Here is a 25,842-nt window from a genome sequence, read left to right as displayed (position 1 = left end):
GCGCCGATTTCGCGCTCAAGATTCGGAGTTCGAAGGCGGCCGGCCGGCCTTGGCTTTGACCACGCGGCGTTCGGTGGACTTCTGCAACAGGCCCAGAAAGTCGTCGTCACCGGCCGCCCAGCCGCGCAAGGTGGCCTCGGTCAGCGCGGTCTGGTCGGCCGCGCGCACGCCGGCGCGCACCAACTCGACATAGGCAGCCTCCCGCGCGAACGGCGTGTTGCCGAGCTGCCAGTACAGCGGATGGGGCGTCAGCAGCCGGTCGTGCCGCAGGCCGGCGTAGTGGCCGTGGCTGGACCAGGGGAAGTCGCGCGCATCGTGCACCAGCCCCGCCCGCACGGGGTTCAGGTCGATGTAGGCCATGCAGGTCAGCAGGTAGCGGTCGGTCTGGATCAGCGTCGAGCGGTAGCGCCCTTCCCACAGCGTGCCGCTGCGGCCATGCCGGTCATTGAAGTAGCGCACATAGCTGCGCCCCACCGACTGCATGAACTGCGGCAGGCCCGTGGCGCTGTTGGGCGTGGCCAGCAGGTGGAAGTGGTTGTCCATCAGCACGTAGGCGTGCAGCGCGATGCCGAAGCGCGTGGCGTTCTCGGCCAGCAGCGCGAGCAGCTTCTCGTGGTCCGCACGGTCCACGAAGACCGGCTGGCGGTTGTTGCCGCGCTGGATCACGTGATGCGGCATGTCGGCCAGGGTGAGACGGGGAAGGCGGGCCATGGGCGAAAGGGTGGGCGGACGACGGGCCGCAGGCTGCGCGCCAGCGCTCAGGCCAGGCGAAAGCGCGTGTCGCCCAGCGAATCGAGCCCGAACTGCCCCAGCAATTCGCGCAGCCGGGTTGCCGCGCTGGCTTTGCGCTGGCCGGTGTAGCGCGCCAGGATCAGCTCGTTCTTCATGCTGTGCTCCCAGCCCACCAGCTCGGTGACGGTGACGCTGTAGCCGTTGGCTTCGAGGTACAGGCAGCGCAGCACGTTGGTCAGCTGGCTGCCGATTTCGCGCGTGTGCAGCGGATGGCGCCACAGCTCGGCCAGCGGCGTGCGCGACAGCGCGAGCGCCTTGGTCTCGCGCAGGCAGGCCGCCACTTCGGCCTGGCAGCAGGGCACCAGCACCATGCAGCGCGCCTTCTTGGCAAGGCCGAAGGCGATGGCGTCGTCGGTGGCGGTGTCGCAGGCGTGCAGCGCGGTGACCACGTCGATCTGCTCGGGAAGTTCACTCGCCTGCGCCGATTCGGCCACCGTGAGGTTCAGGAACGACATTCGCTCGAAACCGAGGCGCTGCGCCAGCGCGCGCGAACGCTCGACCAGTTCGCCACGCGTCTCGATGCCGTAGACATGCCCTCCGCCGCCCTGCCGCGCCCGGAAGAACAGGTCGTAGATGATGAAACCCAGGTACGACTTGCCCGCGCCGTGGTCGGCCAGCGTGGCGCCGGCGCCCTGCTCCGGCAGTTCGCGCAGCAGCTGCTCGATGAACTGGAACAGGTGGTAGACCTGCTTGAGCTTGCGCCGCGAGTCCTGGTTGAGCCGGCCCTCGCGGGTGAGGATGTGCAGTTCTTTGAGCAACTCCACGGACTGGCCCGGTTTCAGGACCTCGGCGAGTTCCGCGTCGGCCTTGACGGCCTTGTTCGTCTTCACGGGTTTGGTTTCGAGCTTCGTGTTCATGGCTTGGCACTCCCGGGCCCGACGTCGAGCGCGGCCCAACCTTGCGCGCCCAGCGCTTCGAGGGTGTCTATGTTGCGCTCGAAGATCGCTTCGGCGCCGGGAAAAGCGTCGACGGCGCGGTCGACGCTGTCTTCGCGCAGCAAATGCAGCGTGGGGTACGGCGCGCGGTTGGTGGCGTTGCCGATGTCGCCGGCTTCGGTGCCGGCGAACTGGAATTGCGGATGAAAGCTGGCCAGCTGGAACACGCCGTCGAAGCCGGCGCGCGCCAGCTGGCGCTCGGCACGCGCCGTGAAGTCGTTGAAATCCAGGAAGTCGGCCAAGGTATTAGGTGCTATCAAAAGAGTGGTGTCGCGCACGGCCGCGTCGAGGGCCGCGAGGTCCCTGGCCTGCGCCAGGAGCGCCTCCATCAGGTCCACCTCTTCGGCGGGCTCGTACACGGCGTAGTGGATCTGCCCCTTCACGTGCACCGCCTTCGCGAACGGGCACAGGTTGAGTCCGATGACCGCGCGCTCAAGCCAGCGCCGCATATCGGCTTCGGCCTGGAGGGGCCCGATTGTCGCCGCGCCGGTCATGCCATCTCCGCCGCAGGGCGAATCCGCCCCAGCCGCCGCGCGACCGCGATGCCGACCAGCGAGCAGGCCAGCGTGGCCGCCCAGGTCCAGTGCCAGCCGCCGGCGCGGTGGGCCACCCACGCCACCGCCGGCGGTGCGAGGAACTGGCCGAGCGAAGAGGCCTGCTGCATCAGGCCGATGGTCGTGGAGACGGTGGACGGACCGGGCGCGAGCCGCACGCCGAGCAGGAACAGCGTCGCCGGCACCATGCCGCCGCCCAGCGAAAACGCGCAGACCGCGATGTAGCGCAGCGCGGGCGGCAGGCCCAGGGCGTCGCTGCCCTGCCCCAGCTGCGCGAAGGCCGCGACGCCGCCCAGCGCCATCGTCAGGAAACCGAGCTGCAGCAGCCGCTCGGGCGCCACACCGCGCTGCAGCCAGCGTCCGCCCGCGATGTTGCCGACGATGTTCATGGCGGCAGCCAGCGCGGTGAGCACGGCGTTCCAGGCGGGCGGCACCCCGGCGCCCGCATAGATGGCCGGCAGGAAGCCGATCACGGCCATCCACTGCGCCGAGTACACGGCGAAGGTCAGGCCGACGAGCCAGGGCGCGCGCGCGCCGACCGTCGCCCGCAGGCGCGATGACCAACCCGAGGAAACCTGACCGGCCGGCGCGCAACGCATCCCGTCGGGGGGCACGGCCAGCCAGACCCAGAGCGCGGCCAGCGACGAGACGATGGACAACGCCCACCACCAGTCGGCCCATCCGCCCCACGCGATCAGCGCGGGCCCGAGGAGCAGCGCCAGCGCCACGCCGAGCGGCATGTAGGCGCCCCACAAACCCAGTACGGCCTTGTCGGCACCCGGCGGGGTCAGGGCGCGGATCAGGCCCGGACCCGGCATCACGGCCAGCAGGAAACCGATGCCCTCGACCGCGCGCAGCACCAGCAGCCATTGCACCGCGTGCGCTGCACCGAACGCGCCGCTGCCGACCCAGCCGCCGAGCAGGCTGGCGACCGTCAATATTCCCAGCCCCGTCAGCATGCTGCGGCGAAGGCCGATGCTGTCGGCAGCCAGGCCGGCGACGAGGCCCAGCGTCATGCTCGCCACCTGCACCAGTGACAGCAGGAACCCCGCTTCCACCAGGCCAATGCCCAGCGAGGCCTGAAGCGCCGGCACCGCGGGCGGCAGCTTGCCCAGGTGCAAGGCGCCGCTCACGCCGCCCAGCAAAACGGCGAATGCGGCCACCGGCACGCGCGGCCGGGCCGAGGAACCGGCCGAGTTCACGCGATGCCCCGGCGGCCCGTGAGCCGCTCGTGCTCGCGCATGGCGAAGCGATCGGTCATGCCCGCGATGTAGTCGGCCACCGCGCGGTGCCGGTCGTCGCGCTGGGCATAGGAATCGGGCATTTCGGCGCTGCGTTCGAGGTAGGCCTCGAACAGCTCGCGCACGACCGCCTGCGCCTGGTCGGTGGTCTGCGTGACCTGCGGGTGGCGGTAGAGGTTGCGAAACAGAAAACGCTTCAGGTCTTCGGACTGCGCCTGCATCGTCGGGCTGAAGGCGACGACCGGCGGCGCCTGGCGCACCGCATCGGCATCGGCCGGCGAGAGGGTTTCCAGCGCGGCGCGGGTCGCGTCGATCACGTCGTAGACCTGCGCGCTCAGCATGCGTCGGATGGTCTCGTAGAGCACGCGGCGGCCCTGCAGCTGCGGATGCTCCGCGAGCGCCTCGCGGCGGTAGCGCTCGAACAGCTCGACTTCGGCCAGTTGCTCGACCGCGATGAGCCCCGAGCGCACGCCGTCGTCGATGTCGTGGGCGTTGTAGGCGATGGCATCGGCCAGGTTGCACAACTGCGCCTCGAGCCCGGGCTGCGTACGGTCGAGGAAGCGCCGTGCGACGCCATGGGGCTCTGCCGCCTCGATGCGCTCCGCGTTCGCGCGGGAGCAATGCTTGAGGATGCCTTCGCGGGTCTCGAAGCTGAGGTTCAGGCCGTCGTACTGCGGATAGCGGTGCTCCAGCGCGTCAACCACGCGCAGGCTCTGCAGGTTGTGCTCGAAGCCGCCATGGCCGTCCATGCAGGCGTTGAGCGCGTCCTGGCCGGCGTGGCCGAAAGGCGTGTGGCCCAGGTCATGCGCCAGGGCGATCGCCTCGACCAGGTCTTCGTTGATGCGCAGGGCCCGCGCGATCGACCGGCCCAGCTGGGCGACTTCCAGCGAATGGGTCAGCCGGGTGCGGAACAGGTCGCCTTCGTGGTTCAGGAAGACCTGGGTCTTGTAGACCAGCCGACGGAAGGCCGTCGAATGCACGATCCGGTCGCGGTCGCGCTGGAAGGCGTCGCGCGTCGGCGCCGGCGGCTCGGCATGCCGGCGGCCGCGCGACTGCGCGGGCTGGCACGCATAGGCCGCGAGGCTCATGCCTCGCAGCATTGCGCGAGCACTTCGCGCACCAGTGCGTCGGGCGCACCGCGGACCACGGCCGAGCCGGGCGTGTCGATCACCACGAAACGGATTTCGCCGGCCTCCGACTTCTTGTCGACGCGCATCAGTTCCAGGTAGCGCTCGGCACCCAGCGCGGGGCCGACGGTCGGCAGGCCGGCACGCTCGATCAGCCGCGTGAGCCGGGCGACGAATGCCGCGTCGACGCCGCCCAGCCGCTGCGACAGGTGCGCCGCCATGACCATGCCGCAGCCGACCGCCTCGCCATGCAGCCATTCGCCGTAGCCCAGGCCCGATTCGATCGCATGGCCGAAGGTGTGGCCGAAATTGAGGATGGCGCGCAGGCCGGTCTCGCGCTCGTCCTGGCCGACGACCAGCGCCTTGATCTCGCAGCTGCGCTTCACGGCATGGGCCAGCGCGGCGGGGTCGCGCGCGACGAGCGCGTCGACGTTCGCCTCGATCCAGTCGAAGAAGGCCATGTCATGGATCGGGCCGTACTTGATGACTTCGGCCAGGCCGGCGCTCAGTTCGCGCGGGGGCAGCGTCTGCAGCGTCGACAGGTCGCACACGACCAGTTGCGGCTGGTAGAACGCACCGATCATGTTCTTGCCGAGGGGGTGGTTGATGGCCGTCTTGCCGCCGACCGAAGAATCGACCTGCGCCAGCAGCGTGGTCGGCACCTGCACGAAAGGCACGCCGCGCATGTAGCTGGCGGCGGCGAAACCGGTCATGTCGCCCACCACACCGCCGCCCAGGGCGAACAGCACGGTCTTGCGGTCGCTGCCGTGGCCCAGGAGGGCGTCGAAGATCGAATTGAGCGTCTGCAGGTTCTTGTGCACCTCGCCATCCGGCAGCTCGAGCAGGTGAACGGTGCGGTAACGGCCCGCCAAGGCGGCGCGCAGCGCCTGGGCATACAGCGGCGCCACCGTGGTGTTGCTCACGATCAGGGCGGAAGCGGCCGACGGCGCGGCGGCAAAGCTTTCGGGGTTTTCCAGCAGGCCGGCACCGATGAGGATCGGATAACTGCGGTCGCCGAGCTGGATGTCGACGCGTTCTGGCGGGGCGGAAAGTACGGACAAGGACATGGCAGCGAGTTTAGGCGCTGCAGCCGGGGCCGGCTCAGTCGGCGGGCTCTTCCGGGTGCGCGCCGGGCTCGACGATGCCGGCCAGTTCCAGCTGCATGACGATGATGTTCACCAGCATGGCGATGGACGGACGGCCGGTGTCGACCACGTCGTGGGCGGTTTCCCGGTAGAACGGGTCGCGCGCGTCGTGCAGTTCCCGCAGCCGCCCGAGCGGGTCCGCCACCTGGAGCAGCGGGCGCCTGACGTCGTGGCGCAGGCGCCGGAACAGGTCTTCGGGGGAGGAGCGCAGGTAGATCACGTGGAAGTGATCGCGCAGCTGGCTGCGGTTGGCATCCCTCAGGACAGCGCCACCGCCGGTGGCCAGCACGCCGTGGGCATTGAGCGCCAGGTCGGCGATCACGTTCTGTTCGAGGTCGCGGAAGGCCGCTTCGCCCTCACGATCGAAAAAATCACGGATCGAGCAGCCGATGCGCTGCTCGATCACGTGATCGGTATCGATGAACGGAAGGTCCAGCCGCATTCCCAGGCGCCGGCCCACTGCGGATTTTCCGGCGCCGGGCAAACCGACGAGTGCGACCGCCACGCGGTGGCTGCTACGCCCGCGCGTCAGCGCGCGGCGTTGCGGTCGGTAATCATCTTCGGAGTGATAAAGACGAGCATTTCGGTCTTGTTGGCAACGCGTTCGCGCTTGCGGAACAGTGCCCCCAGATAAGGCACTTCACCCAGCACCGGCACGCGCGATTCGTCATTGGTTTCGGTGAGCTCGAAGATACCACCGATGACCACCGTGCCGCCGTTCTCGACCAGCACCTCGGTCTGCACGTGCTTGGTGTTGATGGCCGGACCTGCCGACGTGTTCACGCCGCGGGCGTCCTTGCTGACGTCCAGCGTGAGGATGATGTTGCCTTCAGGCGTGATCTGCGGCGTCACTTCGAGCTTCAGCACCGCCTTGCGGAACGAGATCGAGGTGGCACCGCTGGACGTGGCCTGCTGGTACGGGATTTCTTCACCCTGCTCGATCAGCGCCTTGGTCTGGTCGGCCGTGATGACGCGGGGGCTGGAGACCAGCTTGCCCTTGCCATCGGCTTCGAGCGCCGAGATTTCCAGGTTCAGCATGCGCGAGAAGCTGGAGTTGAAGAGCGAGAGCGCGAAGGTGCCTGCGGCGTTGCCGGTGCCACCTGCATCGCCTGCGGGGAGGTTGATGAAGTTGGAGTTGGTGAAAGTAGTGATGGCTGTGTTGGCAGCGCCATTGGTGCCTGCGGTGACGACGGGCATCGCACCGACATTGCCGTAGGCCCGGCTGCCTGCAGACGATGCAAAGCGTTCGCCCGAAATACCCCCGCCCAACTTCACACCCAGCGACTTGCCGAACGTGTCAGAGGCCTCCACGATGCGCGCCTCGATCAGAACCTGACGAACTGGAATGTCGAGCTTCTGAATCAGCTCCGCGACTTGCGCGAGACGGGAAGGAATATCGGACACGAACAATTGGTTCGTCCTCGATTCTGCAATGACACTGCCACGCGGGCTGAGGATGCGCGATGTGGTGCCGCCGCCGCCGCCGCCCGCAGACGCGCCAGTACCGGTGAGTCCCTGTGCAATCGCGATAGCCTTGGTGTAGTTCAATTGGAACGACTGGGTCCGAAGCGGCTCCAAGTTTTCGATCGCAGCCTTGGCTTCAAATTCAAGCTTTTCCTTGGCGTTGATTTCATCCTTGGGCGCGATCCAAAGCACGCTGCCGTTCTTGCGCATCCCGAGGTTCTTGGCTTGCATGATGATGTCCAGGGCCTGGTCCCACGGCACGTCCTTCAAACGCAGCGTCAGGGCACCGGACACTGAATCCGAGGTCACGATATTGAAGTTCGTGAAATCGGCGATCACTTGCAGCAGCGAGCGGATTTCGATGTTCTGGAAATTCAGCGACAGCTTCTCACCGTTGTAGCCGACGCCTTGGGTGAGCTTGGTCGGATCAACCTTGCGAGCCCGCACTTCCACGACGAACTGGTTTTCGCTCTGGTAGGCACTGTGCTCCCAATCGCCCTTGGCCTCGATCGTCATCCGAACACGGTCACCCGATTGTTGCGACGTGATCAATTGGACGGGTGTACCGAAGTCGGAAACATCCAGGCGGCGGCGCAAGCCTTCTGGCAACGTCGACTTAGTGAATTCCACGACAAGGTTCTTGCCTTGTTGCTTGACGTCCACGCCTACCTGATTGTTCGGCAAATCAACGATTACCCGACCCGTGCTGTCGCTGCCAAGACGGAAGTCAAGGTCTCGCAGCGGCAGGGTGTCGCGGTTGCGGTTCTCGGCGAAGGTCGTAGCAGCGGACGCGACAAGGGCAGTCCCTGCCACTGGTTCAAGAACGACCAAAAGCGATTTGCCCTGAATCTCGGCTTTGTACGTCGTAGCCTGCTTGAGGTTCAGCACCACGCGGCTGCGTTCACCCGCCTGGACCACGTTCACCGAGCGCAGGTTGCCCTGATTCACTTCGATGGCAGAGCGGCCGATGGCATTCGTCACGCCAGGGAAGTCAAGCGCGATGCGCGCGGGCGTCTGGACGGCAAAGCCGGCAGGGACCGCCGTGAGCGGTTGCGCAAGATCGATGCGGATCACCTCCGCGCCCGACTGCGTCGAACTGGTCACCGCTTCAATGGCGTTTTGTGCATGGGCAACAGCCAGTGCACCGAAGGCCAATAGACCCAGGCCCGCAACGCGCAGCCACTGTGCCATCGTTGATTTCTTTTGGTTCATTTCTTCGCACTCTCTTGCAACTGCAGCGTCGCGACGCGTTCGATCCATTCACCGGCGGCGTCTTGCACGATCTCGCGCAAGCCGACTTCGGTTTCGTTGATACGGGTGATGCGCCCGTAGTTGAGTCCCAGGTATTCGCCGACGCGCACTTTGTAAAGCAACTTGTCGACACGAACCAGCGCCACAGGCTGGCTGTTGCGGTTCATGCTGCCGACCATTGCCATCGAATCTAGCGGGAAGGCTTCGAGCGGCTCCTTGCGGCGCGCCAGTTCGGGCGCGATCAGCTCGGACGTGCTTGGCTGGTTCGACTCCCGGCGCAAAGCCTGCGTCAGCTTCAGGACGTTGAAGGGCTCGAACGAGGAGGCTTCGGTATAGGCTTGCGGCGTGAACTTCTTGGGTGCTGTGATCGGTGGCACCGACGGCTTCACCTGAGCACGCTGCTCTACCATCCAGCGCTGCAAATCTTCTTGGCCGGACTCGCAAGCGCTCAACGCCGTCACGGCCAGCAGGAGCCCCAGTATCTTGGCGACGCCCTTCACTTCTTCTTCCCCTTGGGCGCAGCTGCGCGTTTCTGGGCGGCCCGCTCATCGTCGTCGAGGTACCGGAAGGTCCGTGCAGTGGTGTCCATCGTCAGCGTGTCCTTGTCCTTCTGCGGCGTGACGGTGATGTTGTTCAACGTCACGATCCGGGACAGAGCCGCTACGTCCGCTACGAAGGCACCCATGTCGTGATAGCGGCCGGTAACGCGCACTGCGATCGGCAACTCGGCGTAGTAGTCCTTGACGGACACCTGCCCCGGGCGAAACAGTTCGAATTGCAAGCTGCGACCGAGGCCCGCTTGGTTGATATCGGACAGCAGGGCATCCATTTCGGCCTTGCTGGGCAGTTGCTTCTCGAGCAAGGTCACGTACTGCTGCACCTGTTCACGTTGCTTCTTCAAGAGCTCGAGGTTGGCGGCCTGGGCGACTTTCTTGGAGTAGTCCGCCTTGAGCGCGACTTCCTTCGTGCGCTCGCCTTCCAACTCGTCATTTGAATTGGTGAGCCAGACGAACCACAGCCCCACCAGGACCAAGGCGGTCACAGCCAGGCAAAGCGCATACCGAGGCACAGACGGCCACATCGACGGGTCGTTCGGATTGAGTCCGCGGAACTGGTCGCCGAAGCGGCGCATGGCCGCGGCGACATCTACTTTCTGGGAGGGGCGATTGCTTGCCATGATCGGTTACCCCTTGGACTGCGCGGTTGCAGCCAATGCCTTGTCGGCAGCGGCCTTCTGGGCATCGGTGGGTCGCTTGAGCCCGATGCGCATCGTGAAGTTGGCGACACGGCGCTGATCGCGCTGGCTCAGGTTCACGTTGGCCGAGGTGATCTCGACCAGTTCCGGTTTCACCAGCCATGGGCTGTTGTTGCCCAGGTTGCGCAACAGCTCTGAAACGCGTTCGTTCGATTGCGCCATGCCTTGCAGCGTGACGATCTGGTTGTCCTGCTTCATGCTCGTCAGGTAGACGCCGTCCGGCAGTTGCCGGACCAGTTCGTTGAGCAGGTGCACCGGCAGATTGCGGTCGCCTTGGAGATCTTCGACCGCCTGTTGGCGCGCGCGCAGGGCAGCGATTTCTTCCTGCAGCGTCGAGATTTCCTTGATCTCGACCTCGAGCTTCTTGATCTCGGCCTGGAGGAAGCTGTTCTTCGAACGTTGTGCCGAGATCTGGGCTTCGTACCACAGATAGCCAAGGCCGGCGATCAGCAATCCCAGGATGGCCGCGCCACCCAGGGCGCCATAAAACGCCTCGCGCCGACGCTTGCGCGCCGCCTCACGGTGCGGGAGCAGATTGATGAGGATCACTGCACGAACCTCCGCATGGCCAGACCGCAGGAGGTCAGATAGGACGGCGCCTCGCGCTTGACCTTCTTTTCGCGGATGTTCGAACTGAATTCCATGCCATCGAAAGGATTCAGCAGTGAGCACGCAAACGAAGTCTGTCGCGTCACCGCATTGGTCAGGCCAGGCAACGACGCCGAGCCGCCAGCCAGCAACACATAGTCGACGCGGTTGTGCGGCGTGCTGGTGAAGAAGAACTGGAGCGCGCGCGCGATTTCCTGCGCAATACTTTCCACGAAAGGCTTGAGCACACCCGAGCCGTAGTCGTCGGGCAAGTCGCCGCTGCGCTTCTTGGCTTCCGCCTCTTCAGCGGAGAAACCGTACTGGCGCACGATCAGCTGAGTCAGCTGAGCGCCGCCAAACGCCTGGTCGCGGTCGTACAACACTTCCTGATTGCGCAGCACCTGCATGCTGGTGGTAAAGGCACCCACTTCGAACAGCGCCACGATCGCATCCGTTCCCTTGCCGGGCAACTGCTCGATCAGACGGGCCGTCGCAAGCCGCGATGCATAAGACTCGACGTCAAGAATCATCGCCTTGAGGCCAGCGGCCTCCGCCAGGCCTTCGCGGTCCTGGACCTTTTCCTTGCGGGACGCCGCGATCAGCACTTCCACGTCACCGGGCGACGAGGTGCTCGGCCCGGTCACGCAGAAGTCGAGACTGACTTCATCCAGCGAGAACGGGATGTACTGGTTGGCTTCGGACTCGACCTGGATCTCGAGCTCCTGCTCGCTCATGCCGCCGGGAAGAATGATCTTCTTGGTGATCACGGCCGAAGGCGGCAAGGCCAGCGCGACGTTGCGCGTGCGCGTGCCGCTCTTGCGGATCACACGCCGAACCGCTTCGGCGACTTCGTCGAACTTCTCGACATTGCCGTCGGTGATCCAACCGCGTTCCAGGGGCTCGATGGCGCAGCGCTCCAGGACCAGCTTGCCGCTGGCCTCACGGCCGAGCTCGACCAGCTTGACGCTGGACGAACTCACGTCCAACCCCAGCAGGGGAGCGTTCTGACGACGAAACAATGATCCAAGAGCAGCCAAGTTAGGTCCCTCTCCCCCTGTATTTGTAACCAATAGAAAAATTTGCGTTCGGTTGCATGCTAGCAGCAGGTGTAGCGCCAACCAAGCGACGCTATAGGACAAATCCAATAATCGTTGTCAAAACCTGACGTCAAATCCGCATTTTGTAACTTTTGAATTAGGCCGATGCAAGGGCAACAAAGATCGGATCGTGGGAAGGGGCTGGCTTTTTATAATGTCGGGTGACTCTCCGGCCCTCCATGCAAGAAACATCCAGCCCCAAAGGGCCAGCCAAGACCCCTCCCACCCCACGCCCGACCTGGCTGAAATGGCTTTTGCGCTTTTTCTTCTGGGGTTTCGGCATCGTCGCCGCGGGCGCGTTGTCGGTGCTGTGCGTGGTGGCGGTGGCGCTCGCGGTCGCCTATCCGAACCTGCCGGACATCTCGGAACTCTCCGACTACCGGCCCAAGCTGCCGCTGCGGGTGTTCTCGGCCGAAGGCATCCTGATCGGCGAGTTCGGCGAGGAGCGCCGCAACCTCACACCGATCTCGGCCATCCCAAAGGTCATGAAGGACGCCGTGCTGGCGGCCGAAGACGCGCGCTTCTACGACCACGGCGGCGTCGACTACAAGGGCATGGTGCGCGCCGGCCTGGCCAACATGAACCGCGTGAAGAGCCAGGGCGCCTCGACCATCACGATGCAGGTGGCGCGCAACGTGTACCTGAGTTCCGAGAAAACGCTCACCCGCAAGATCTACGAGGTGCTGCTGACCTTCAAGCTGGAGCACCTGCTCACCAAGGACCAGATCTTCGAGATCTACCTGAACCAGATCTACCTGGGCAACCGCGCCTACGGCTTTGCGGCGGCATCTGAGGCCTACTTCGGCAAGCCGCTGCAGGACCTCAGCATCGCGCAGGCCGCGATGCTGGCCGGCCTGCCCAAGGCACCGGGCGCGAACAACCCCGTGAACAACCCGCAGCGCGCGCGCGGCCGCCAGTTCTATGTGATCGACCGCATGCAGGAGGCCGGCTTCATCACCGCCGAGCAGGCCGCCGAAGCCAAGAAGGAAGAGCTTCACCTGCGCGACGCCGCCGATCCCAACCGCCTGCATGCCGAGTACGTTGCCGAAACCGTGCGCCAGCTCATGTACGCGCAATACGGCGACAGCACCTACACGCGGGGCCTGAAGGTCTACACCTCGCTGGTGGCGGCCGACCAGGCGGCGGCCTACAAGGCGCTGCGCAAGGGCATCATGGACTACGAGCGCCGCCAGATCTACCGCGGCCCCGAGAAGTTCGTCGACCTGCCCAACAACGCCAAGGAAGTCGACGAAGCCGTGGACGACGCGCTGAACGATCATCCCGACAACGGCGACGTGATGGCCGCCGTGGTGCTCAAGGCCACGGCCAAGCAGATCGACGCGGTGCGTGCCAACGGCGACCCGGTGCAGATCACCGGCGACGGCCTCAAGCCCGCGCAGTCCGGCCTTTCCGACAAGGCCCCACCCAACATCAAGATCCGCCGCGGCGCGGTGATCCGCGTGGTGAAGACACCTAAGAACACCTGGGAAATCACGCAGCTGCCCGAGGTGGAAGGCGCCTTCGTCGCGATGGACCCGCGCGACGGCGCCATCAAGGCGTTGGTCGGTGGCTTCGACTTCGGCAAGAACAAGTTCAACCACGTGACACAGGCCTGGCGCCAGCCGGGCTCGAGCTTCAAGCCGTTCATTTATTCCGCGGCGCTTGAAAAGGGCTTCACCCCCGCCACCGTCATCAACGACGGCCCGCTGTTCTTCGACGCCGGCACCACCGGCGGCCAGCCGTGGGAGCCGAAGAACTACGGCGGCGGCTACGACGGCCCGATGTCGATGCGCACCGCGCTGATGAAGTCGAAGAACCTGGTGTCGATCCGCATCCTGCAATCGATCGGCACGCGCTACGCACAGGACTGGATCACCAACTTCGGTTTCGACAAGGACAAGCACCCCGCCTACCTGCCGATGGCGCTCGGCGCCGGCTCGGTCACGCCGATGCAGATGGCGGTGGGCTACTCGGTGTTCGCCAACGGCGGCTACCGCGTGAATCCGTACCTCGTGACCCGCATCACCGACCACAAGGACAAGGTGCTGGTCGACAAGCAGCCGCCGCTGCTCAACGAATCGCTGCGCGCCATTCCCCAGCGCAACGCCTTCATCATGGACACGCTGCTGAATTCCGTGGCACGCGCCGGCACCGCCGCCAAGGCGCAGGCGATGCTCAAGCGCCCCGACCTCTACGGCAAGACCGGCACCACCAACGACTCGCTCGACGCGTGGTTCGCCGGCTTCCAGCCGACCATGACGGCCATCTCGTGGATCGGCTACGACACGCCGCGCAACCTGGGCGACCGCGAGACCGGCGGCGGCCTGAGCCTGCCGATCTGGATCACCTACATGGAAACCGCCATCAAGGGCGTGCCCGTGACCGAGCTGTCGGCCAACCCGCCGTCGGGCATCGTGAGCGTCGGCGGCGAGTGGTACTACGACGACTACGCGCCGGGCCGAGGCGTTGCAAGCCTGGGCGTGGAATCGGCACCGACGGCACCGGCGGAAGCCCTGACGGGTGCGCCGGTCAGCCCGCCGCCCCCGCCCGAGGAGCGCAACCGCATCCTCGACCTCTTCCGCAACTGAAGAAGATGAATCAGGCGGCCGCGAACTCCAGCGGCTGCCCGGCTTGCCGGGTCGCTTCGCGCGACAGGTTGCCGAAGAACTCCTCGCCTGTCTTGGTGTCGACCCAGGCGGTGCCGTCGTGGCGATAGTGGTAGCCGCCGGAGCGCGCGGCCAGCCAGATTTCCTGCAGGGGCTTCTGCAGGTTGACGATCAACTGGCTGCCATTCTGGAATGAAATCGTGATCATCCCGCCCACCCGCTGGTTGTCGAGGTCGGCGTCGCTCGCGTCGTTGATGCGGTCGCAGCCCTGCTCGATGGCGGCGAGCGCAGCTTCGGCGCGGTCCATGTACTCAATGTCGGTCATTACAATTTCGCTATGTTGAACGTTCGCCAAATTCTAGTGAGCACCCGCGCCCGCGCTGTGCTCATGGTCTGCCTCGTTGCAGGCACCACCGCCCTGGTGGCCTGCGGACAGCGCGGCGCGCTGTACCTGCCGACCGATCCTGCCGCTGCCGGGCGCGCCACCTTGCCGCAGCTCATGACGCCGGACAGCCTGCGCTCCTCATCATCCAGCTCCAGTTCCAGCGAGGCGGCGCCTGCACCGGCCGCTGCCGCCAGCGCCCCGGCCCGCAACAGCAGCAGCAACACCACGGAACCGCGCAAATGAGCGCCAACGCCAACACTGCCTCCACCGCCCTCCCCGGCCAGCCGCATATCGCCCAGCGCGACGGCGCGCTGCACATCGAAGGCGTCTCGCTCGACGCGCTGGCCCGCGAGCACGGCACGCCGCTTTTCGTCTATTCGAAGCAATGGATGCTGGACGCCCTCGCGGCCTACCAGCGCGGCTTCGAAGGCCGCGACGCGCTCATCTGCTATGCGATGAAGGCCAACTCGTCGCTCGGCGTGCTGCGTGTGTTCGCGCAAGCCGGCTGCGGCTTCGACATCGTCTCGGGCGGCGAGCTGTCGCGCGTGCTGGCGGTGGGCGCCGACCCGAGGAAGATCATCTTCTCGGGTGTCGGCAAGACGCGCGCCGAGATGCGCCAGGCGCTCGAGGCCGGCATCGCCTGCTTCAACGTCGAGAGCGAAGCCGAACTCGACGTGCTCAACGAAGTGGCACTGGCCGAAGGCCGCCGCGCACCGATCAGCATTCGCATCAACCCGAACGTCGATCCGAAGACGCACCCGTACATTTCCACCGGCCTCAAGGGCAACAAGTTCGGCATCGCGCACGACCGCGCGGTCGAGGCCTACCTGCACGCCGCGAAGCTGCCGGGCCTGGAAGTGGTGGGCATCGACTGCCACATCGGCTCGCAGATCACCGAAGCCTCGCCCTACCTCGACGCCTGCGACCGCGTGCTCGACCTGGTGGAAGCCATCGAAGCAGCCGGCGTGCCGGTCCATCACCTGGACTTCGGCGGCGGCCTGGGCATCGACTACAACGGCGAAGTGCCGCCCAAGGCCGATGCGCTCTGGCAACAGCTGCTCGCCAAGCTCGACGCGCGCGGCTTCGGCCAGCGCAAGCTGGTGATCGAACCCGGCCGCTCGCTGGTCGGCAATGCCGGCGTGTGCGTGACCGAGGTGCTCTACACCAAGCCGGGTGAAGACAAGAATTTCTGCATCGTCGACGCGGCCATGAACGACCTGCCGCGTCCCGCGATGTACCAGGCCTTCCAGCGCATCGTGCCGCTGCGCACCCGCGCCGGCGACGCGCCGACCTACGACGTGGTCGGCCCGGTCTGCGAAAGCGGCGACTGGATCGGCCGCGACCGCGCGCTCAACGTGGTGGCGGGCGACCTGCTGGCCGTGCTGTCGGCCGGCGCGTACTGCATGAGCATGTCCAGCAACTACAACACGCGCGGCCGTGCCGCCGAGGTGCTGGTGAGTGGCGCCACCGCCAAGCTGATCCGCCGTCGCGAGACGATGGAAGACCAGCTGCGCGCCGAGATCGACGGCTGATCTCCCGGCGTGGCCCTTCAGGGGTCACAGGAGTCAGCCGGCGCGCAGCGGCTTCTCGCTGCTGCGCGCGGCCAGCGCAGGCTTTGCCCTGCGCTTGCTCGCGAAATTCCATACGCGCCACGCCAGCAGCACGCCGATGATCGCGGCGTAGACGAACACTTCGGCGAAGTTGTTCTTTCCCGCGCGCATCCAGAAGAAGTGCAGCAGGCCCAGCCCCGCGATCACGTAGACCAGCTTGTGCAGCATCTGCCAGCGCTTCGCACCCATCGCCTTGATCGCGCGGTTGAACGAGGTGGCGGCCAGCGGCGTCAGCAGCACGAAGGCCGAGAACCCCACGAGGATGAACGGCCGCTTGGCGATGTCCTTGGCGATGTCGCCCCACTCGAAGCCCATGTCGAACCAGCTGTAGCACAGCAGGTGCAGCACCACGTAGAAGTACGCGAACAGGCCCAGCATGCGGCGGTAGCGCGCCAGCGCGTTCCACTTGCTCATCACGCGCAGCGGCGTCACCGCCAGCACGATGCAGATGAAGCGCAGCGTCCAGTCGCCGGTGGCGCGGATCAGGAACTCGGCGGGGTTGGCGCCGAGCCCGTCCGTGAAGGCGCCGTACGCCAGCCGCGCGAACGGCAGCAGGCACAGCAGGAAGATGACCGGCTTGGTCGCCGGATGCATGAGCAGCTTGTTCATGGGGCGAGCGCCGGTTGCCGAGCCGCGCTCAGAAGTTCTTCTTCAGGTCCATGCCCGCATACAGCTGGGCGACCTGCGCTTCGTAGCCGTTGAACATCTCGGTCTTGCGCCGCTTGGCGAACAGGCCGCCGCCGTCGCCGATGCGGCGCTCGGTCGCCTGGCTCCAGCGCGGATGGTCGACGTTCGGGTTCACGTTCGAATAGAAGCCGTACTCGTTGGCCGCGGCCTTGTTCCAGGCCGTGCCGGGCTCCTTCTCGACGAAGCGGATCTTCACGATCGACTTGGCCGACTTGAAGCCGTACTTCCACGGCACCACCAGGCGCACCGGCGCGCCGTTCTGGTTGGGCAGCACCTCGCCGTACATGCCGAAAGACAGCAGCGTGAGCGGGTGCATCGCCTCGTCCATGCGCAGGCCTTCGGTGTAGGGCCAGTCGAGCACGCGCGAGCCCACGAAGGGCATGGTCTTGGGGTCCGCCAGCGTCACGAATTCGACGAACCTGGCGTTGCCCTGCGGCTCGACCTTCTTGATGAGTTCGGCCAGCGAGTAGCCGACCCACGGGATCACCATCGACCAGCCCTCGACGCAGCGCAGGCGGTAGATGCGCTCTTCCTGCGCGCTGAGCTTGAGCAGGTCCTCGATGCCGTACTTGCCCGGCTTCTTCACGAGCCCCTCGACCTCCACGGTCCAGGGCCGCGTCTTCAGCGTGCCGGCGTTCTTGGCCGGGTCGGCCTTGTCGGTGCCGAACTCGTAGAAGTTGTTGTAGGTCGAGGCGTCCTTGTAGTCGGTGAGCTTCTCCATCGACATGGCGCCGGGCACCGCCGACTTCGCACCGGGCAGCGGCGCGAGCTTGTTGGGCCGCTCCGCCTGTGCCCACGCCTCGCGCGAGGCAAAGCCCGCCAGCGCCGCGCCCGCGGCACCGCCGGCCATGAGCTTCAACAGGTCGCGCCGGCCTTCGTAGGCGGCGCGCGGCGTGATCTCGCTCGACAGCGGGTGGGTGAAGCCGTTGTCGCCGGTGTGGCGACGCATCGGGCGGGAATGGAACGACATGACAGGCCTTTCGCGTGAATCGTTGTGCTCAGGGTAGTTCGTGACTGTCCCCGGTTTGGTTACGCGCCTGACCGGCGCGCGGTTTCAATTCTTCGTGAAAGACCGGCGGCCTGCGCTCAGAGCGTGCCGTAGCTGTGCAACCCGCTCAGGAACATGTTCACGCCGAGGAAGGCGAAGGTCGTGACCGCCAGCCCGCCCAGCGCCCACCAGGCCGCCACGGTGCCACGCAGGCCCTTCACGAGCCGCATGTGCAGCCAGGCCGCGTAGTTGAGCCAGACGATCAGCGCCCAGGTTTCCTTCGGGTCCCAGCTCCAGTAGCCGCCCCAGGCATCGGCGGCCCACAGGGCGCCCAGCACGGTGGCGATGGTGAAGAAGGCGAAACCGACGGTGATCGACTTGTACATGACGTCGTCGAGCACCTCGTTGGCCGGCAGGCGCGCCGCGATGCGCTTGCGCCCCAGCAGGATGCCCGCCGCAATCAGCGCCGAGATGCCCGCATAGACCACCCAGTAGCTGCCGCCGGCTTCCTGCACGCGCTGGCGGAACGCCACCGGCACGAAGCACAGCGCCACGCCCAGCAGCCAGATCGGCGTGAGCTTGTACCAGCGCTTCTCCTCGGCCTGCTCCTTGATGAGGTACGCGAAGGCGACCATGGCCGCGAGCGAGAAGGTGCCGTAGCCGATGAAGTTGGCGGGCACGTGCAGCTTCATCCACCAGCTCTGCAGCGCCGGCACCAGCGGCTGGATCTCGTGCGCCTCGCGCACGATCGTGTACCAGAGCAGGAAGCCCACCGCCGCGCTGACCACCAGCATCACGAAGGCGCCGAGCGCGCGCGTGTTGTAGCGCTCCTCGAAGTACAGGTAGAACGCCGCGGTGAGCCAGCAGAACAGCACGAACACTTCGTACAGGTTGCTGACCGGGATGTGGCCGATGTCCGGGCCGAGCTGGTGGCTCTCGTACCAGCGCACCATGGTGCCGATCAGCGCCATCGTCACGGCCGCCCAGGCCAGGCGCGAGCCGATGGCGTCGAAGGTGTCGGGCTGCTTGCCGCCGAAGAAGCCGAGCCAATAGAAGATCGTGCTCATGAAGAACAGCACGCTCATCCAGAGAATGGCCGACTGGCTCGACAGGAAGTACTTGAGCCAGAACACCGTGTCGGCGCGCGCCAGGTCGCCCTGGTACGACGTGATGGCCAGCAGCGACGCCGCGGCCACCACGATGGCCAGCACGCGCAGCGGCCGCCAGAACCAGCCGATGGAGATCATCGCGATCACCGCCGCAGCGAGGATCGGCTTCTCGTAGTAGTCCATCGACCCCGCATAGCGCGTGAACGCGAACAGGCCGCCGGCCAGCACCAGCGCCGCGAACACCCAGTCGAACAGGTTGCGGCGCGAGAGCCAGCTTTCATTGAGCGTGAGGGTCGTGGTGTTCATCGTGTCTCTGCTTATGTCTTGTCCAGGGCGAGCAGCTTGTGCTTCAGGTGCTCGAATTCGCGGTCGCTGTCGATGGTCTTGCGATTGACCGAGAACGCCATCGTGGCCGTCGTGCCTGCCGCGAAAGCTTCGGGTGCGGTGCCGTCGGGCTCGCCGCCATCCGGCGTCAGCCACACCCAGAGGCGGCGCTCGCGCACGTACAGCATGGCAAAAATCCCGACGATCAGCAACAGGCAGCCCAGATAGACGATGTTCTTCCCAGGGGCACGCGCCACCTGGAACACGCTGGCCTGCACCTGCGTGAAGTCGGTCATCATCATCGCGACCGGGGCCGGGTAGAAGTGCGCGTCGCTGATGGCCAGCACCGCCTGCGTGAGGTAGGCCTGCGACTTCTCGTCGTTCGCCAGCGCGGCCAGGCCGGCGCCTTCGCGGCTCAGGTTGAGCACCTCGAACAGCACGTCGTTCAGGATGCGCACCAGCACGCCGCCCGCGCGCTCGCGTTCGGCCTCGGGCACGTTGACTTCCATGAACTCGGCAATCGCCTGCCAGCCGCCCACGGTGGTGGCGTCGGGCCTGGCGCGTTCGCTGCCCGCGAACAGCGCCAGCGCGCGCGTGGCAGACACGCGCAGCTGCTCGGCCATTTCCGGGCGCTTGGGGTCGGACGCCTTGGCGATGTAGCGCTCGATGGCGCGCGCGCGCGTGTCGGCGTCGCCGAGCGCGGTGCGCATGCGCACGAAGCCGTCCATCGAGCCTTGCTCGTCGGCCGGCACGCGCAGGTAGCGGAACGGGTCCTCGGGCTTCTCGCGCATGCCCAGCAGGAACACCGGCTGGCCGTCGCCGGTGTCGACCGGCACCATGTAGTTCTGGTACTCGCGCGCCTGGCCGGCGGCGTCGCGCAGCTTGTAGCCGATGCTCGGGCCGATGTTGCGCAGCACCTTGGGTTTGTTGACCTTGTTGGCCGCGCCCAGGCGAGACTCGATGCCGTGGCGCAGGTCGACCTTGCGCACGTCGGCGCCGCTGCTCATGGCGCCCGCATCGGCGAAGTTCTCGACGTTGATCACGCGCAGCGCGGCGTACTCGAGCGTGAGCTTGTCCTTGCCGTTGGTGATCTCGGTGCTCGGCCCGCCGATGACGCCTTCCACCTCGAAGGGCTTGGCCGCGGCCGCCATCGGCACGGCCTTGAGCTTCACCTTGGAGCCGCCGTCGTCGAAGCTCGACTGGTAGATCTCCACGCCCTTGTAGCTGGCCGGGTGGTTGACCTCGATGCGCGCGGGCACCTCTTCGCCGGTCTCGCGGTCGTGCAGCACCACCTCGCTCGCGAAGAGCTTGGGCATGCCCGTGGAGTAGTAGTCGACGATGAACTTCTTCAGCTCGATGGAGAACGGCAGCTCCTGCAGCAGCACGCCGTCGGCCTGGTTCAGGATGGCCACGCTGCCCTGCCCGCCTTCGGGCACGAGGATGTTGCCGCGGAAGGTCGGGTTGCTGGCCGACAGGCGGTGCTGCGGCGGCACGTCGGCGATCATGCCGCCGCCCGTGAATACGCTCTTGCCGTTGAACCAGGTCTGCGCGCGCACCACGAGGTCGCCGTCGAACAGGCCGCCGATGCACACCAGCACGATCGCGCTGTGGGCCGCGATGTAGCCCAGCTTGTGGGCGCCGCCGGCGCGCGCCGCGACCATCCAGCCCGCGGCGCTCGGGCGGCTGCCGCCGGTGGCGTCGCGCTGCTGCAGCTTGACCTTCCAGCCGCCGCTCGCCAACAGCTGCCCGATGCGGTTGGCCGCGGCTTCGGGCGTCTCGCCGAGCCGGGTCTCCGCGCGCTGGCCGAAGGCCTTCAGGCTCTGCGCGCGGATGTCTTCCTTGAAGGTCTTCAGGTCGACCATGATGCGCGGCGTGTTGCGCACGATGCACAGCGTGGTGCTGATCACCAGGAACAGCAGGATCAGCAGGAACCACCAGGCGCTGTAGATCGAGTCCAGCCGCGCCGCGCGGAAGAACTCGGCCCAGAACGGCCCGAACTGGTTGATGTAGTTGTTGACGGGCTCGTGCTGCTTGAGCACGGTGCCGATGATCGATGCGATGCAGATGACGGTGAGCAGCGCGATCGCGAAGCGCATCGACGAGAACAGCTCCACCGCAGCGCGAAGCGTTTGCGGGCCGCGATGAACGCGAAGGCCATGGGTGGAGACGGACATCGGGCGAAAGGAGGAACGAGGAAGTGGGGGAAAACAAAAGGGCGGGCCATCCTTCTGGATGGGCCCGCCCTTTGTTTGGGGTTGTTATCGGCGGTTAGTTCACGCTCGTCGCGCGTGATGGCCAGGGGTGGTCAGCGCAGACCGGCAATGTAGTCGGCCACGGCCCTGATTTCACGGTCGTTGAGCTTGGCGGCCACGCCCGTCATGGGCGCGCTGTTCAGGCGTACGTTGTCGCGGAAGGCCGTGAGCTGGGCCACGGTGTACTCGGCGTTCTGGCCGCCCAGGCGCGGGTACTGGGCCGGAAGGCCGGCGCCGTTGGGGCTGTGGCAGCCGGCGCAGGCCGGGACCTGGCGATCGCCGATGCCGCCGCGGTAGATCTTCTCGCCCATCGCGATGGTGTCCTTGTCCTTCGAGAAGCCCGTCTTGACCTTCTTCGAACCGACGAACCAGGCGATGTCGCGCATGTCCTGATCGCTCAGGTGAGAGGCCATCGAGGTCATGACGCTGTTCTTGCGCTTGCCGGACTTGAAGTCCTGCAGCTGCTTGACGATGTACTCGGGGTGTTGTTGCGCCAGCTTCGGGTTGGCCGCGATGCTCGAGTTGCCGTCGGCGTTGTGGCACGAGGCGCAACTCTGGATGGTCGGAGTGCTTGCGCTGAACAGCGTGTCCCCCTTGGCGGGGTCCGGCTTGGCCGGCTTGGCAGGCGCCGCGGCCGCCTCATTCGGAGTTGCCGCGTGTTCATCGGCTGCAAGACTCGCGCTGGATGCAAGGCCCACAAGGGCTGCAAGCAGAATATTGGCAAACAACTTCATATCGGGGGGCTTCGCTTCGAATTTATTGGCGCAAAACCTCACGATTCTACAATGGGGGTCTAGTTTCGAAAGTCCGTAGATGCCCTCCCCGCGCGCCAAGCCCGCTGCCTATCCTCCCCGCGCGGCGCCCGCCGCGGACCCCCAGGTCGCCGAACGCGAACGCGTGGCACTGGGCTGGATGCACACCGCCCACTTCCTCACCAGTGCTCCGCAGCTCGAGCATCTGCCTCCTGTGGACCTGCCAGAGATCGCCTTCGTCGGCCGCTCCAACGCGGGCAAGTCGACCGCCATCAACACGCTGACGCAGCAGACGCGCCTGGCCTTCGCATCGAAGACACCGGGCCGCACGCAGCACATCAACCTGTTCGGCATCGGCAAGCAGAAGGTCGACGACGCGGTGCTCGCCGACCTGCCCGGCTACGGCTATGCGGCCGTGCCCAAGGAAGCCAAGCTGCGCTGGCAGCGCGTGATGGGCAACTACCTGATGACGCGCGAAAGCCTGCGCGGCGTGGTGCTCATGTGCGACCCGCGCCACGGCCTGACCGAGCTCGACGAGATCCTGCTCGACGTGATCCGCCCGCGCGTGGAGAAAGGCCTGAAGTTCCTCGTGCTGCTGACCAAGTCCGACAAGCTCACGCGCACCGAGGCCGCCAAGGTGCTGTCGATTACGCGACTGAACGCCGGCGGCGGCGAGGTGAAACTGTTCTCGGCGCTGAAGAAGCAAGGCGTCGGCGAGGCCGCCGAGCTGCTGTGGCGATGGGTGCACCCCGAAGGTGCCACCGCCCCGGCAACGGCACCGGCCGAACCGGCGCAGCCGTCGGAACCGCCGGAGCCACCCGAAGAGGCCTGATATCCGAACAGGCTGCAACGGCCGTCCAGCGTGCGTAGTTCACTATCAAAAGAATAGCGAAAGTCAACCCAAGGAGACAACGAGCATGATCGAGACCTTCCAACGCAGCCTGCCCAACGGCACCACCCTGAGTTGCCGCGCGGCCGGCAAGCCGGGCCAGCCGCTGATGGTGTTCCTGCACGGCTTTCCCGAGGCCGCGTTCATCTGGGACGAACTGCTGGCGTACTTCTCGGACCCCGCCCACGGCGGCTACCGCTGCGTGGCGCCCAACCTGCGCGGCTTCGAGAAATCGAGCGCGCCGAGCGACGTGGCGGCCTACAAGCCGCAGCTGCTGATCCAGGACATCCAGCAGCTCGTGGCCACCGAGAGCGCCGACGGCCGCATGGCCGCGCTGGTGGCCCACGACTGGGGCGGCGCCTTCGGCTGGGGCTATGCCAACGCGTTCCCGGCGCAGGTCGGCAAGCTGGTCATCATCAATTCGCCGCACCCGGGCACCTTCACCCGCGAGCTGCGCAACAACCCGGCGCAGCAGCAGGCCAGCGCGTACATGCATTTCCTCGCGCGCCCCGACGCCGAGGCGCTGCTCGCGGCCGACGACTTCAAGCGCATGTGGCCCTTCTTCCTGCTGATGAAGGCCGGCCCCGACGGCTTCGGCTGGCTCACCGAAGAGGTGAAGCAGCAGTACCGCGAGGTCTGGGGCGCGGGCCTCACGGGCGCGTGCAACCTGTACCGCGTGACGCCGATGAAGCCGCCGCTGCCGGGCGGGACCATCGACAGCATCCCGGTGCTGCCGCGCGAGCGCCTCACGGTGGACGTGCCGACCTTCGTGTTCTGGGCGCTCGACGACGCGGCTCTGCTGCCGGGCCTGCTCGAAGGGCTCGAGGACTACGTGCCCAGGCTCGAGGTCAAGAAGGTGCCGGATGCGACCCACTGGATCGTGCACGAGCAGCCGCAGCTGGTCGCCCGCGAGATCGAGGGCTTCCTGCAGCGCGACCTGTAGCGCGCCTGCAGCCGGCAACCTGCCGGCGATCAGTCGCAATCAGTAGATGGAAGGCTCGCCCTCCGGGCGGGTCTTGAAGCGGCGGTGCACCCAGTAGTACTGGGACGGCATCGTGTCGATGTAGCCCTTCAGGCGCTCGTTCATGAGCGCCGTGTCGGCCTCGACATCGTCCGTGGGAAAGTTCTGCCAGGTCGGCAGCACCTGGATCTCGTAGCCGCCCGGCGTGAGCTTCGACACCACCGGCACCACCTTGGCCTTGCCCAGCCGCGCGAAGCGCGAGAGCGACGGCACGGTGGCCGCCTGCACGCCGTAGAACGGCACGAAGATGGTCTGGTCGCGCCCGAAGTCCATGTCGGGCAGCAGGTACAGCAGGCCGCCCTTGCGCAGGCCCTGCAGCACCGGCTTGATGCCGTCGACCCGGTTGAGCGCGGCCACGTCGCCGAAGCGCGTGCGGCCTTCGCGGATCCAGGCGTCGACCATCGGGTCGCGCTGGGTCGTGTAGATGGTGGCCGAGGGGCGCGCCGTGTGCATGGTCAGCGCGGTGGCCGCGGCGTCGAGGCCGTAGAAGTGCGGCGCGAACAGGATCATCGGCGCGTCGCCGTCGGCGATCTCACGGATCTCGGAGGCCGCGCCCACCACCTTCAGCCGGCTCGCCACCACCTTCTCGGACGCATGCCAGAGCCAGCCGCGGTCGAGCCACGACTGGGCGACGAAGACGAAGGTCTCGCGCGCGATGGCGCGGCGCTCGGCCTCCGATTTCTCGGGGAAGCAGACGGCCAGGTTGGTGTCGACCACGCGCCGCCGCGGCACGGCGACGGTGTGCAGGATGCGGCCGAGAAATGCGCCGAAACCACGCACGAGGGGCAGCGGCAGCGGTGCGATCGCGCGCATGAAGCCGATGCCGAGTCGGGAACCGAAGCTCATGCGGCCTCCCCGGTGGCGGCGGCCACGCGCTCGGCGCGCGGCTCCTTGTAGCGGGCGTAGTCCCACACGTACTGGCCGGGCAGGCTGTGGATCAGCCGGCCGATGGCGTCGTTCATGGCGGCGGCGGCGTCCTCGACGGGCGCCGACGCGTCGGTCAGCGCGGTGCCGACGATCGGCTCGAAGCGGATCACGTAGCCCGCGCCGCGCGGCAGCCGTTCGCACACGCTCAGGAAGCAGGCCGCACCGGTTTGTTGGGCAAGGCGGGGAAGCAAGGTCATGGTGTAGGCGGGGCGGCCCAGGAACGGCGCCCAGACGCCTTGTCCGAGGGGCGGCACCTGGTCGGGCAGGATGCCGGTGTAGCCGCCGCCGCGCAGCGTGCGGATCAGGCCGCGCACGCCGGTGTTGTTGGTGGGGAGCGTCTGCAGGCCGGGCCGGTCGCGCGAGCCGGCGGCGATCAGGTCAGCCATCCATTTCTTGCGCGCCGGTCGAAACAGCGCAGTGATGGGCCCGTAGGCCGCCAGGAAGCGCTCGCCGATGGCCTGGCCGCACATTTCCCAGCTGCCGAGGTGCGGCGCCACCAGGATCACGCCCTTCTTCGCCTGCATGGCGGCCTCGAAGGCCTCGACGCCCTCCCAGCGGACCACGCGGTTCAGCACGGTCTCACCGTGGGGCCGAAGCCACAGCCAGGGCAGTTCGGAGGCCATCTTGCCGGCGGCGGAGATGGCGGGGCGGTATTGATCGGGCCCGAAACCCGCGCTCTCGGCATTGGCTTTGAAGCGGCGGCGATAGCCCGGCGCGCTCCACCAGACCAGCCAGCCCAGCATGGCGCCGAACCAATGCATCAATGGCATCGGCACGCGGGCGAGCAGGCGAAACAGGGTGATCATTGAAGCGGGAGGGGGTGGTCAAAAAACGGACGCGCGC

Annotated in this window: 25 protein-coding genes; 5 read left to right on the top strand and 20 right to left on the bottom strand. The window is 66.6% G+C overall.

All coding sequences use genetic code 11. The annotated features are described in order from the left end of the window. Positions 1-15 precede the first annotated feature (15 nt). Genes BM004_RS02595 through BM004_RS02540 form a run of 12 tightly spaced genes read right to left on the bottom strand, consistent with a single transcriptional unit; the run spans position 16 to position 11,389 of the window. Complete coding sequence (locus BM004_RS02595) at positions 16-711, bottom strand: transposase (protein ID WP_093211111.1); 696 nt, start codon at positions 709-711, stop codon at positions 16-18. 47 nt (positions 712-758) lie between these two features. Continuing rightward, positions 759-1,649, bottom strand: coding sequence for a class I SAM-dependent methyltransferase (locus tag BM004_RS02590; RefSeq protein WP_093211109.1), 891 nt, complete (start codon positions 1,647-1,649; stop codon positions 759-761). Then, positions 1,646-2,221, bottom strand: a complete 576-nt coding sequence (locus BM004_RS02585; protein ID WP_093211107.1) for a DUF1415 domain-containing protein — start codon at positions 2,219-2,221, stop codon at positions 1,646-1,648. The genes BM004_RS02590 and BM004_RS02585 overlap by 4 nt, the downstream gene beginning before the upstream one ends. Further along, entirely contained in the window at positions 2,218-3,483 is a 1,266-nt protein-coding gene (locus tag BM004_RS02580) for an MFS transporter (RefSeq protein WP_093211105.1), read from the bottom strand. The genes BM004_RS02585 and BM004_RS02580 overlap by 4 nt, the downstream gene beginning before the upstream one ends. Continuing rightward, positions 3,480-4,610 carry a deoxyguanosinetriphosphate triphosphohydrolase gene (locus BM004_RS02575; RefSeq protein WP_093211103.1) on the bottom strand — a complete coding sequence of 377 codons (1,131 nt, stop codon included), beginning with the start codon at positions 4,608-4,610 and terminating at the stop codon, positions 3,480-3,482. Before BM004_RS02575 ends, BM004_RS02580 begins: the two co-directional genes overlap by 4 nt. Then, positions 4,607-5,716, bottom strand: a complete 1,110-nt coding sequence (aroB, locus tag BM004_RS02570) for a 3-dehydroquinate synthase (protein ID WP_093211101.1) — start codon at positions 5,714-5,716, stop codon at positions 4,607-4,609. The genes BM004_RS02575 and aroB overlap by 4 nt, the downstream gene beginning before the upstream one ends. Before the next feature lie 34 nt (positions 5,717-5,750). After that, the gene (locus BM004_RS02565) at positions 5,751-6,299 is read right to left on the bottom strand and encodes a shikimate kinase (RefSeq protein WP_093211099.1); all 549 of its coding nucleotides are present in this window, start codon (positions 6,297-6,299) and stop codon (positions 5,751-5,753) included. A 23-nt stretch (positions 6,300-6,322) separates the two neighbouring features. After that, entirely contained in the window at positions 6,323-8,470 is a 2,148-nt protein-coding gene (gene pilQ / locus BM004_RS02560; RefSeq protein WP_093211097.1) for a type IV pilus secretin PilQ, read from the bottom strand. Further along, positions 8,467-9,009 carry a pilus assembly protein PilP gene (locus tag BM004_RS02555; protein ID WP_093211095.1) on the bottom strand — a complete coding sequence of 181 codons (543 nt, stop codon included), beginning with the start codon at positions 9,007-9,009 and terminating at the stop codon, positions 8,467-8,469. The genes pilQ and BM004_RS02555 overlap by 4 nt, the downstream gene beginning before the upstream one ends. After that, positions 9,006-9,686, bottom strand: coding sequence for a type IV pilus inner membrane component PilO (locus tag BM004_RS02550; protein ID WP_093211093.1), 681 nt, complete (start codon positions 9,684-9,686; stop codon positions 9,006-9,008). The genes BM004_RS02555 and BM004_RS02550 overlap by 4 nt, the downstream gene beginning before the upstream one ends. Positions 9,687-9,692: 6 nt before the next feature. Continuing rightward, entirely contained in the window at positions 9,693-10,313 is a 621-nt protein-coding gene (locus BM004_RS02545; protein ID WP_093211091.1) for a PilN domain-containing protein, read from the bottom strand. Then, positions 10,310-11,389, bottom strand: coding sequence for a pilus assembly protein PilM (locus tag BM004_RS02540; RefSeq protein WP_093125437.1), 1,080 nt, complete (start codon positions 11,387-11,389; stop codon positions 10,310-10,312). Before BM004_RS02540 ends, BM004_RS02545 begins: the two co-directional genes overlap by 4 nt. A 239-nt stretch (positions 11,390-11,628) precedes the next feature. On the opposite strand from BM004_RS02540, the gene BM004_RS02535 reads away from it, so the two are divergent. Beyond that, a complete protein-coding gene (locus BM004_RS02535; RefSeq protein WP_093125440.1) occupies positions 11,629-14,037 on the top strand; it encodes a penicillin-binding protein 1A in 2,409 nt (802 codons plus the stop codon). A gap of 10 nt (positions 14,038-14,047) precedes the next feature. Here the strand turns inward: BM004_RS02535 and cyaY are convergent, their stop codons facing one another. Then, positions 14,048-14,380 (bottom strand): iron donor protein CyaY, encoded by a 333-nt coding sequence (gene cyaY / locus BM004_RS02530; protein ID WP_093125442.1) that lies wholly within the window; start codon positions 14,378-14,380, stop codon positions 14,048-14,050. Positions 14,381-14,416: 36 nt separating this feature from the next. On the opposite strand from cyaY, the gene BM004_RS02525 reads away from it, so the two are divergent. Both BM004_RS02525 and lysA read left to right on the top strand, forming a co-directional pair. Next, positions 14,417-14,683, top strand: coding sequence for an LPS translocon maturation chaperone LptM (locus tag BM004_RS02525; RefSeq protein ID WP_371268832.1), 267 nt, complete (start codon positions 14,417-14,419; stop codon positions 14,681-14,683). Continuing rightward, positions 14,680-15,972 (top strand): diaminopimelate decarboxylase, encoded by a 1,293-nt coding sequence (lysA, locus tag BM004_RS02520; protein WP_093211087.1) that lies wholly within the window; start codon positions 14,680-14,682, stop codon positions 15,970-15,972. Before BM004_RS02525 ends, lysA begins: the two co-directional genes overlap by 4 nt. 33 nt (positions 15,973-16,005) lie before the next feature. Here lysA and BM004_RS02515 read toward each other — a convergent pair whose 3' ends face one another. From BM004_RS02515 to BM004_RS02495, 5 genes are all read right to left on the bottom strand, one after another. After that, positions 16,006-16,659 (bottom strand): protein-methionine-sulfoxide reductase heme-binding subunit MsrQ, encoded by a 654-nt coding sequence (locus BM004_RS02515; RefSeq protein ID WP_093211085.1) that lies wholly within the window; start codon positions 16,657-16,659, stop codon positions 16,006-16,008. A gap of 28 nt (positions 16,660-16,687) precedes the next feature. Next, positions 16,688-17,707, bottom strand: a complete 1,020-nt coding sequence (msrP, locus tag BM004_RS02510) for a protein-methionine-sulfoxide reductase catalytic subunit MsrP (RefSeq protein ID WP_256220476.1) — start codon at positions 17,705-17,707, stop codon at positions 16,688-16,690. Positions 17,708-17,823: 116 nt separating this feature from the next. Beyond that, the gene (gene ccsB / locus BM004_RS02505; protein WP_093211083.1) at positions 17,824-19,140 is read right to left on the bottom strand and encodes a c-type cytochrome biogenesis protein CcsB; all 1,317 of its coding nucleotides are present in this window, start codon (positions 19,138-19,140) and stop codon (positions 17,824-17,826) included. Positions 19,141-19,151: 11 nt separating this feature from the next. After that, complete coding sequence (locus tag BM004_RS02500) at positions 19,152-21,332, bottom strand: cytochrome c biogenesis protein ResB (RefSeq protein WP_093211081.1); 2,181 nt, start codon at positions 21,330-21,332, stop codon at positions 19,152-19,154. Between the two features lie 131 nt (positions 21,333-21,463). Further along, the gene (locus tag BM004_RS02495; protein WP_093125460.1) at positions 21,464-22,144 is read right to left on the bottom strand and encodes a c-type cytochrome; all 681 of its coding nucleotides are present in this window, start codon (positions 22,142-22,144) and stop codon (positions 21,464-21,466) included. Between the two features lie 79 nt (positions 22,145-22,223). On the opposite strand from BM004_RS02495, the gene yihA reads away from it, so the two are divergent. Next, a complete protein-coding gene (gene yihA / locus BM004_RS02490; protein WP_093125462.1) occupies positions 22,224-22,994 on the top strand; it encodes a ribosome biogenesis GTP-binding protein YihA/YsxC in 771 nt (256 codons plus the stop codon). An 85-nt stretch (positions 22,995-23,079) separates the two neighbouring features. After that, positions 23,080-23,994, top strand: coding sequence for an alpha/beta fold hydrolase (locus tag BM004_RS02485; protein WP_093211079.1), 915 nt, complete (start codon positions 23,080-23,082; stop codon positions 23,992-23,994). A 39-nt stretch (positions 23,995-24,033) separates the two neighbouring features. Here the strand turns inward: BM004_RS02485 and BM004_RS02480 are convergent, their stop codons facing one another. Further along, the gene (locus tag BM004_RS02480; protein ID WP_093211077.1) at positions 24,034-24,918 is read right to left on the bottom strand and encodes an LpxL/LpxP family acyltransferase; all 885 of its coding nucleotides are present in this window, start codon (positions 24,916-24,918) and stop codon (positions 24,034-24,036) included. After that, positions 24,915-25,805 (bottom strand): lysophospholipid acyltransferase family protein, encoded by an 891-nt coding sequence (locus BM004_RS02475; RefSeq protein WP_093211075.1) that lies wholly within the window; start codon positions 25,803-25,805, stop codon positions 24,915-24,917. Before BM004_RS02475 ends, BM004_RS02480 begins: the two co-directional genes overlap by 4 nt. Positions 25,806-25,842 lie beyond the last annotated feature (37 nt).

This window comes from Variovorax sp. OK212 (assembly GCF_900112425.1).
In the GTDB taxonomy this organism is placed as follows: domain Bacteria; phylum Pseudomonadota; class Gammaproteobacteria; order Burkholderiales; family Burkholderiaceae_C; genus Variovorax.
Note: the sequence above shows the minus strand (reverse complement) of the source record. Positions and strands in the feature narration are given on the sequence as shown.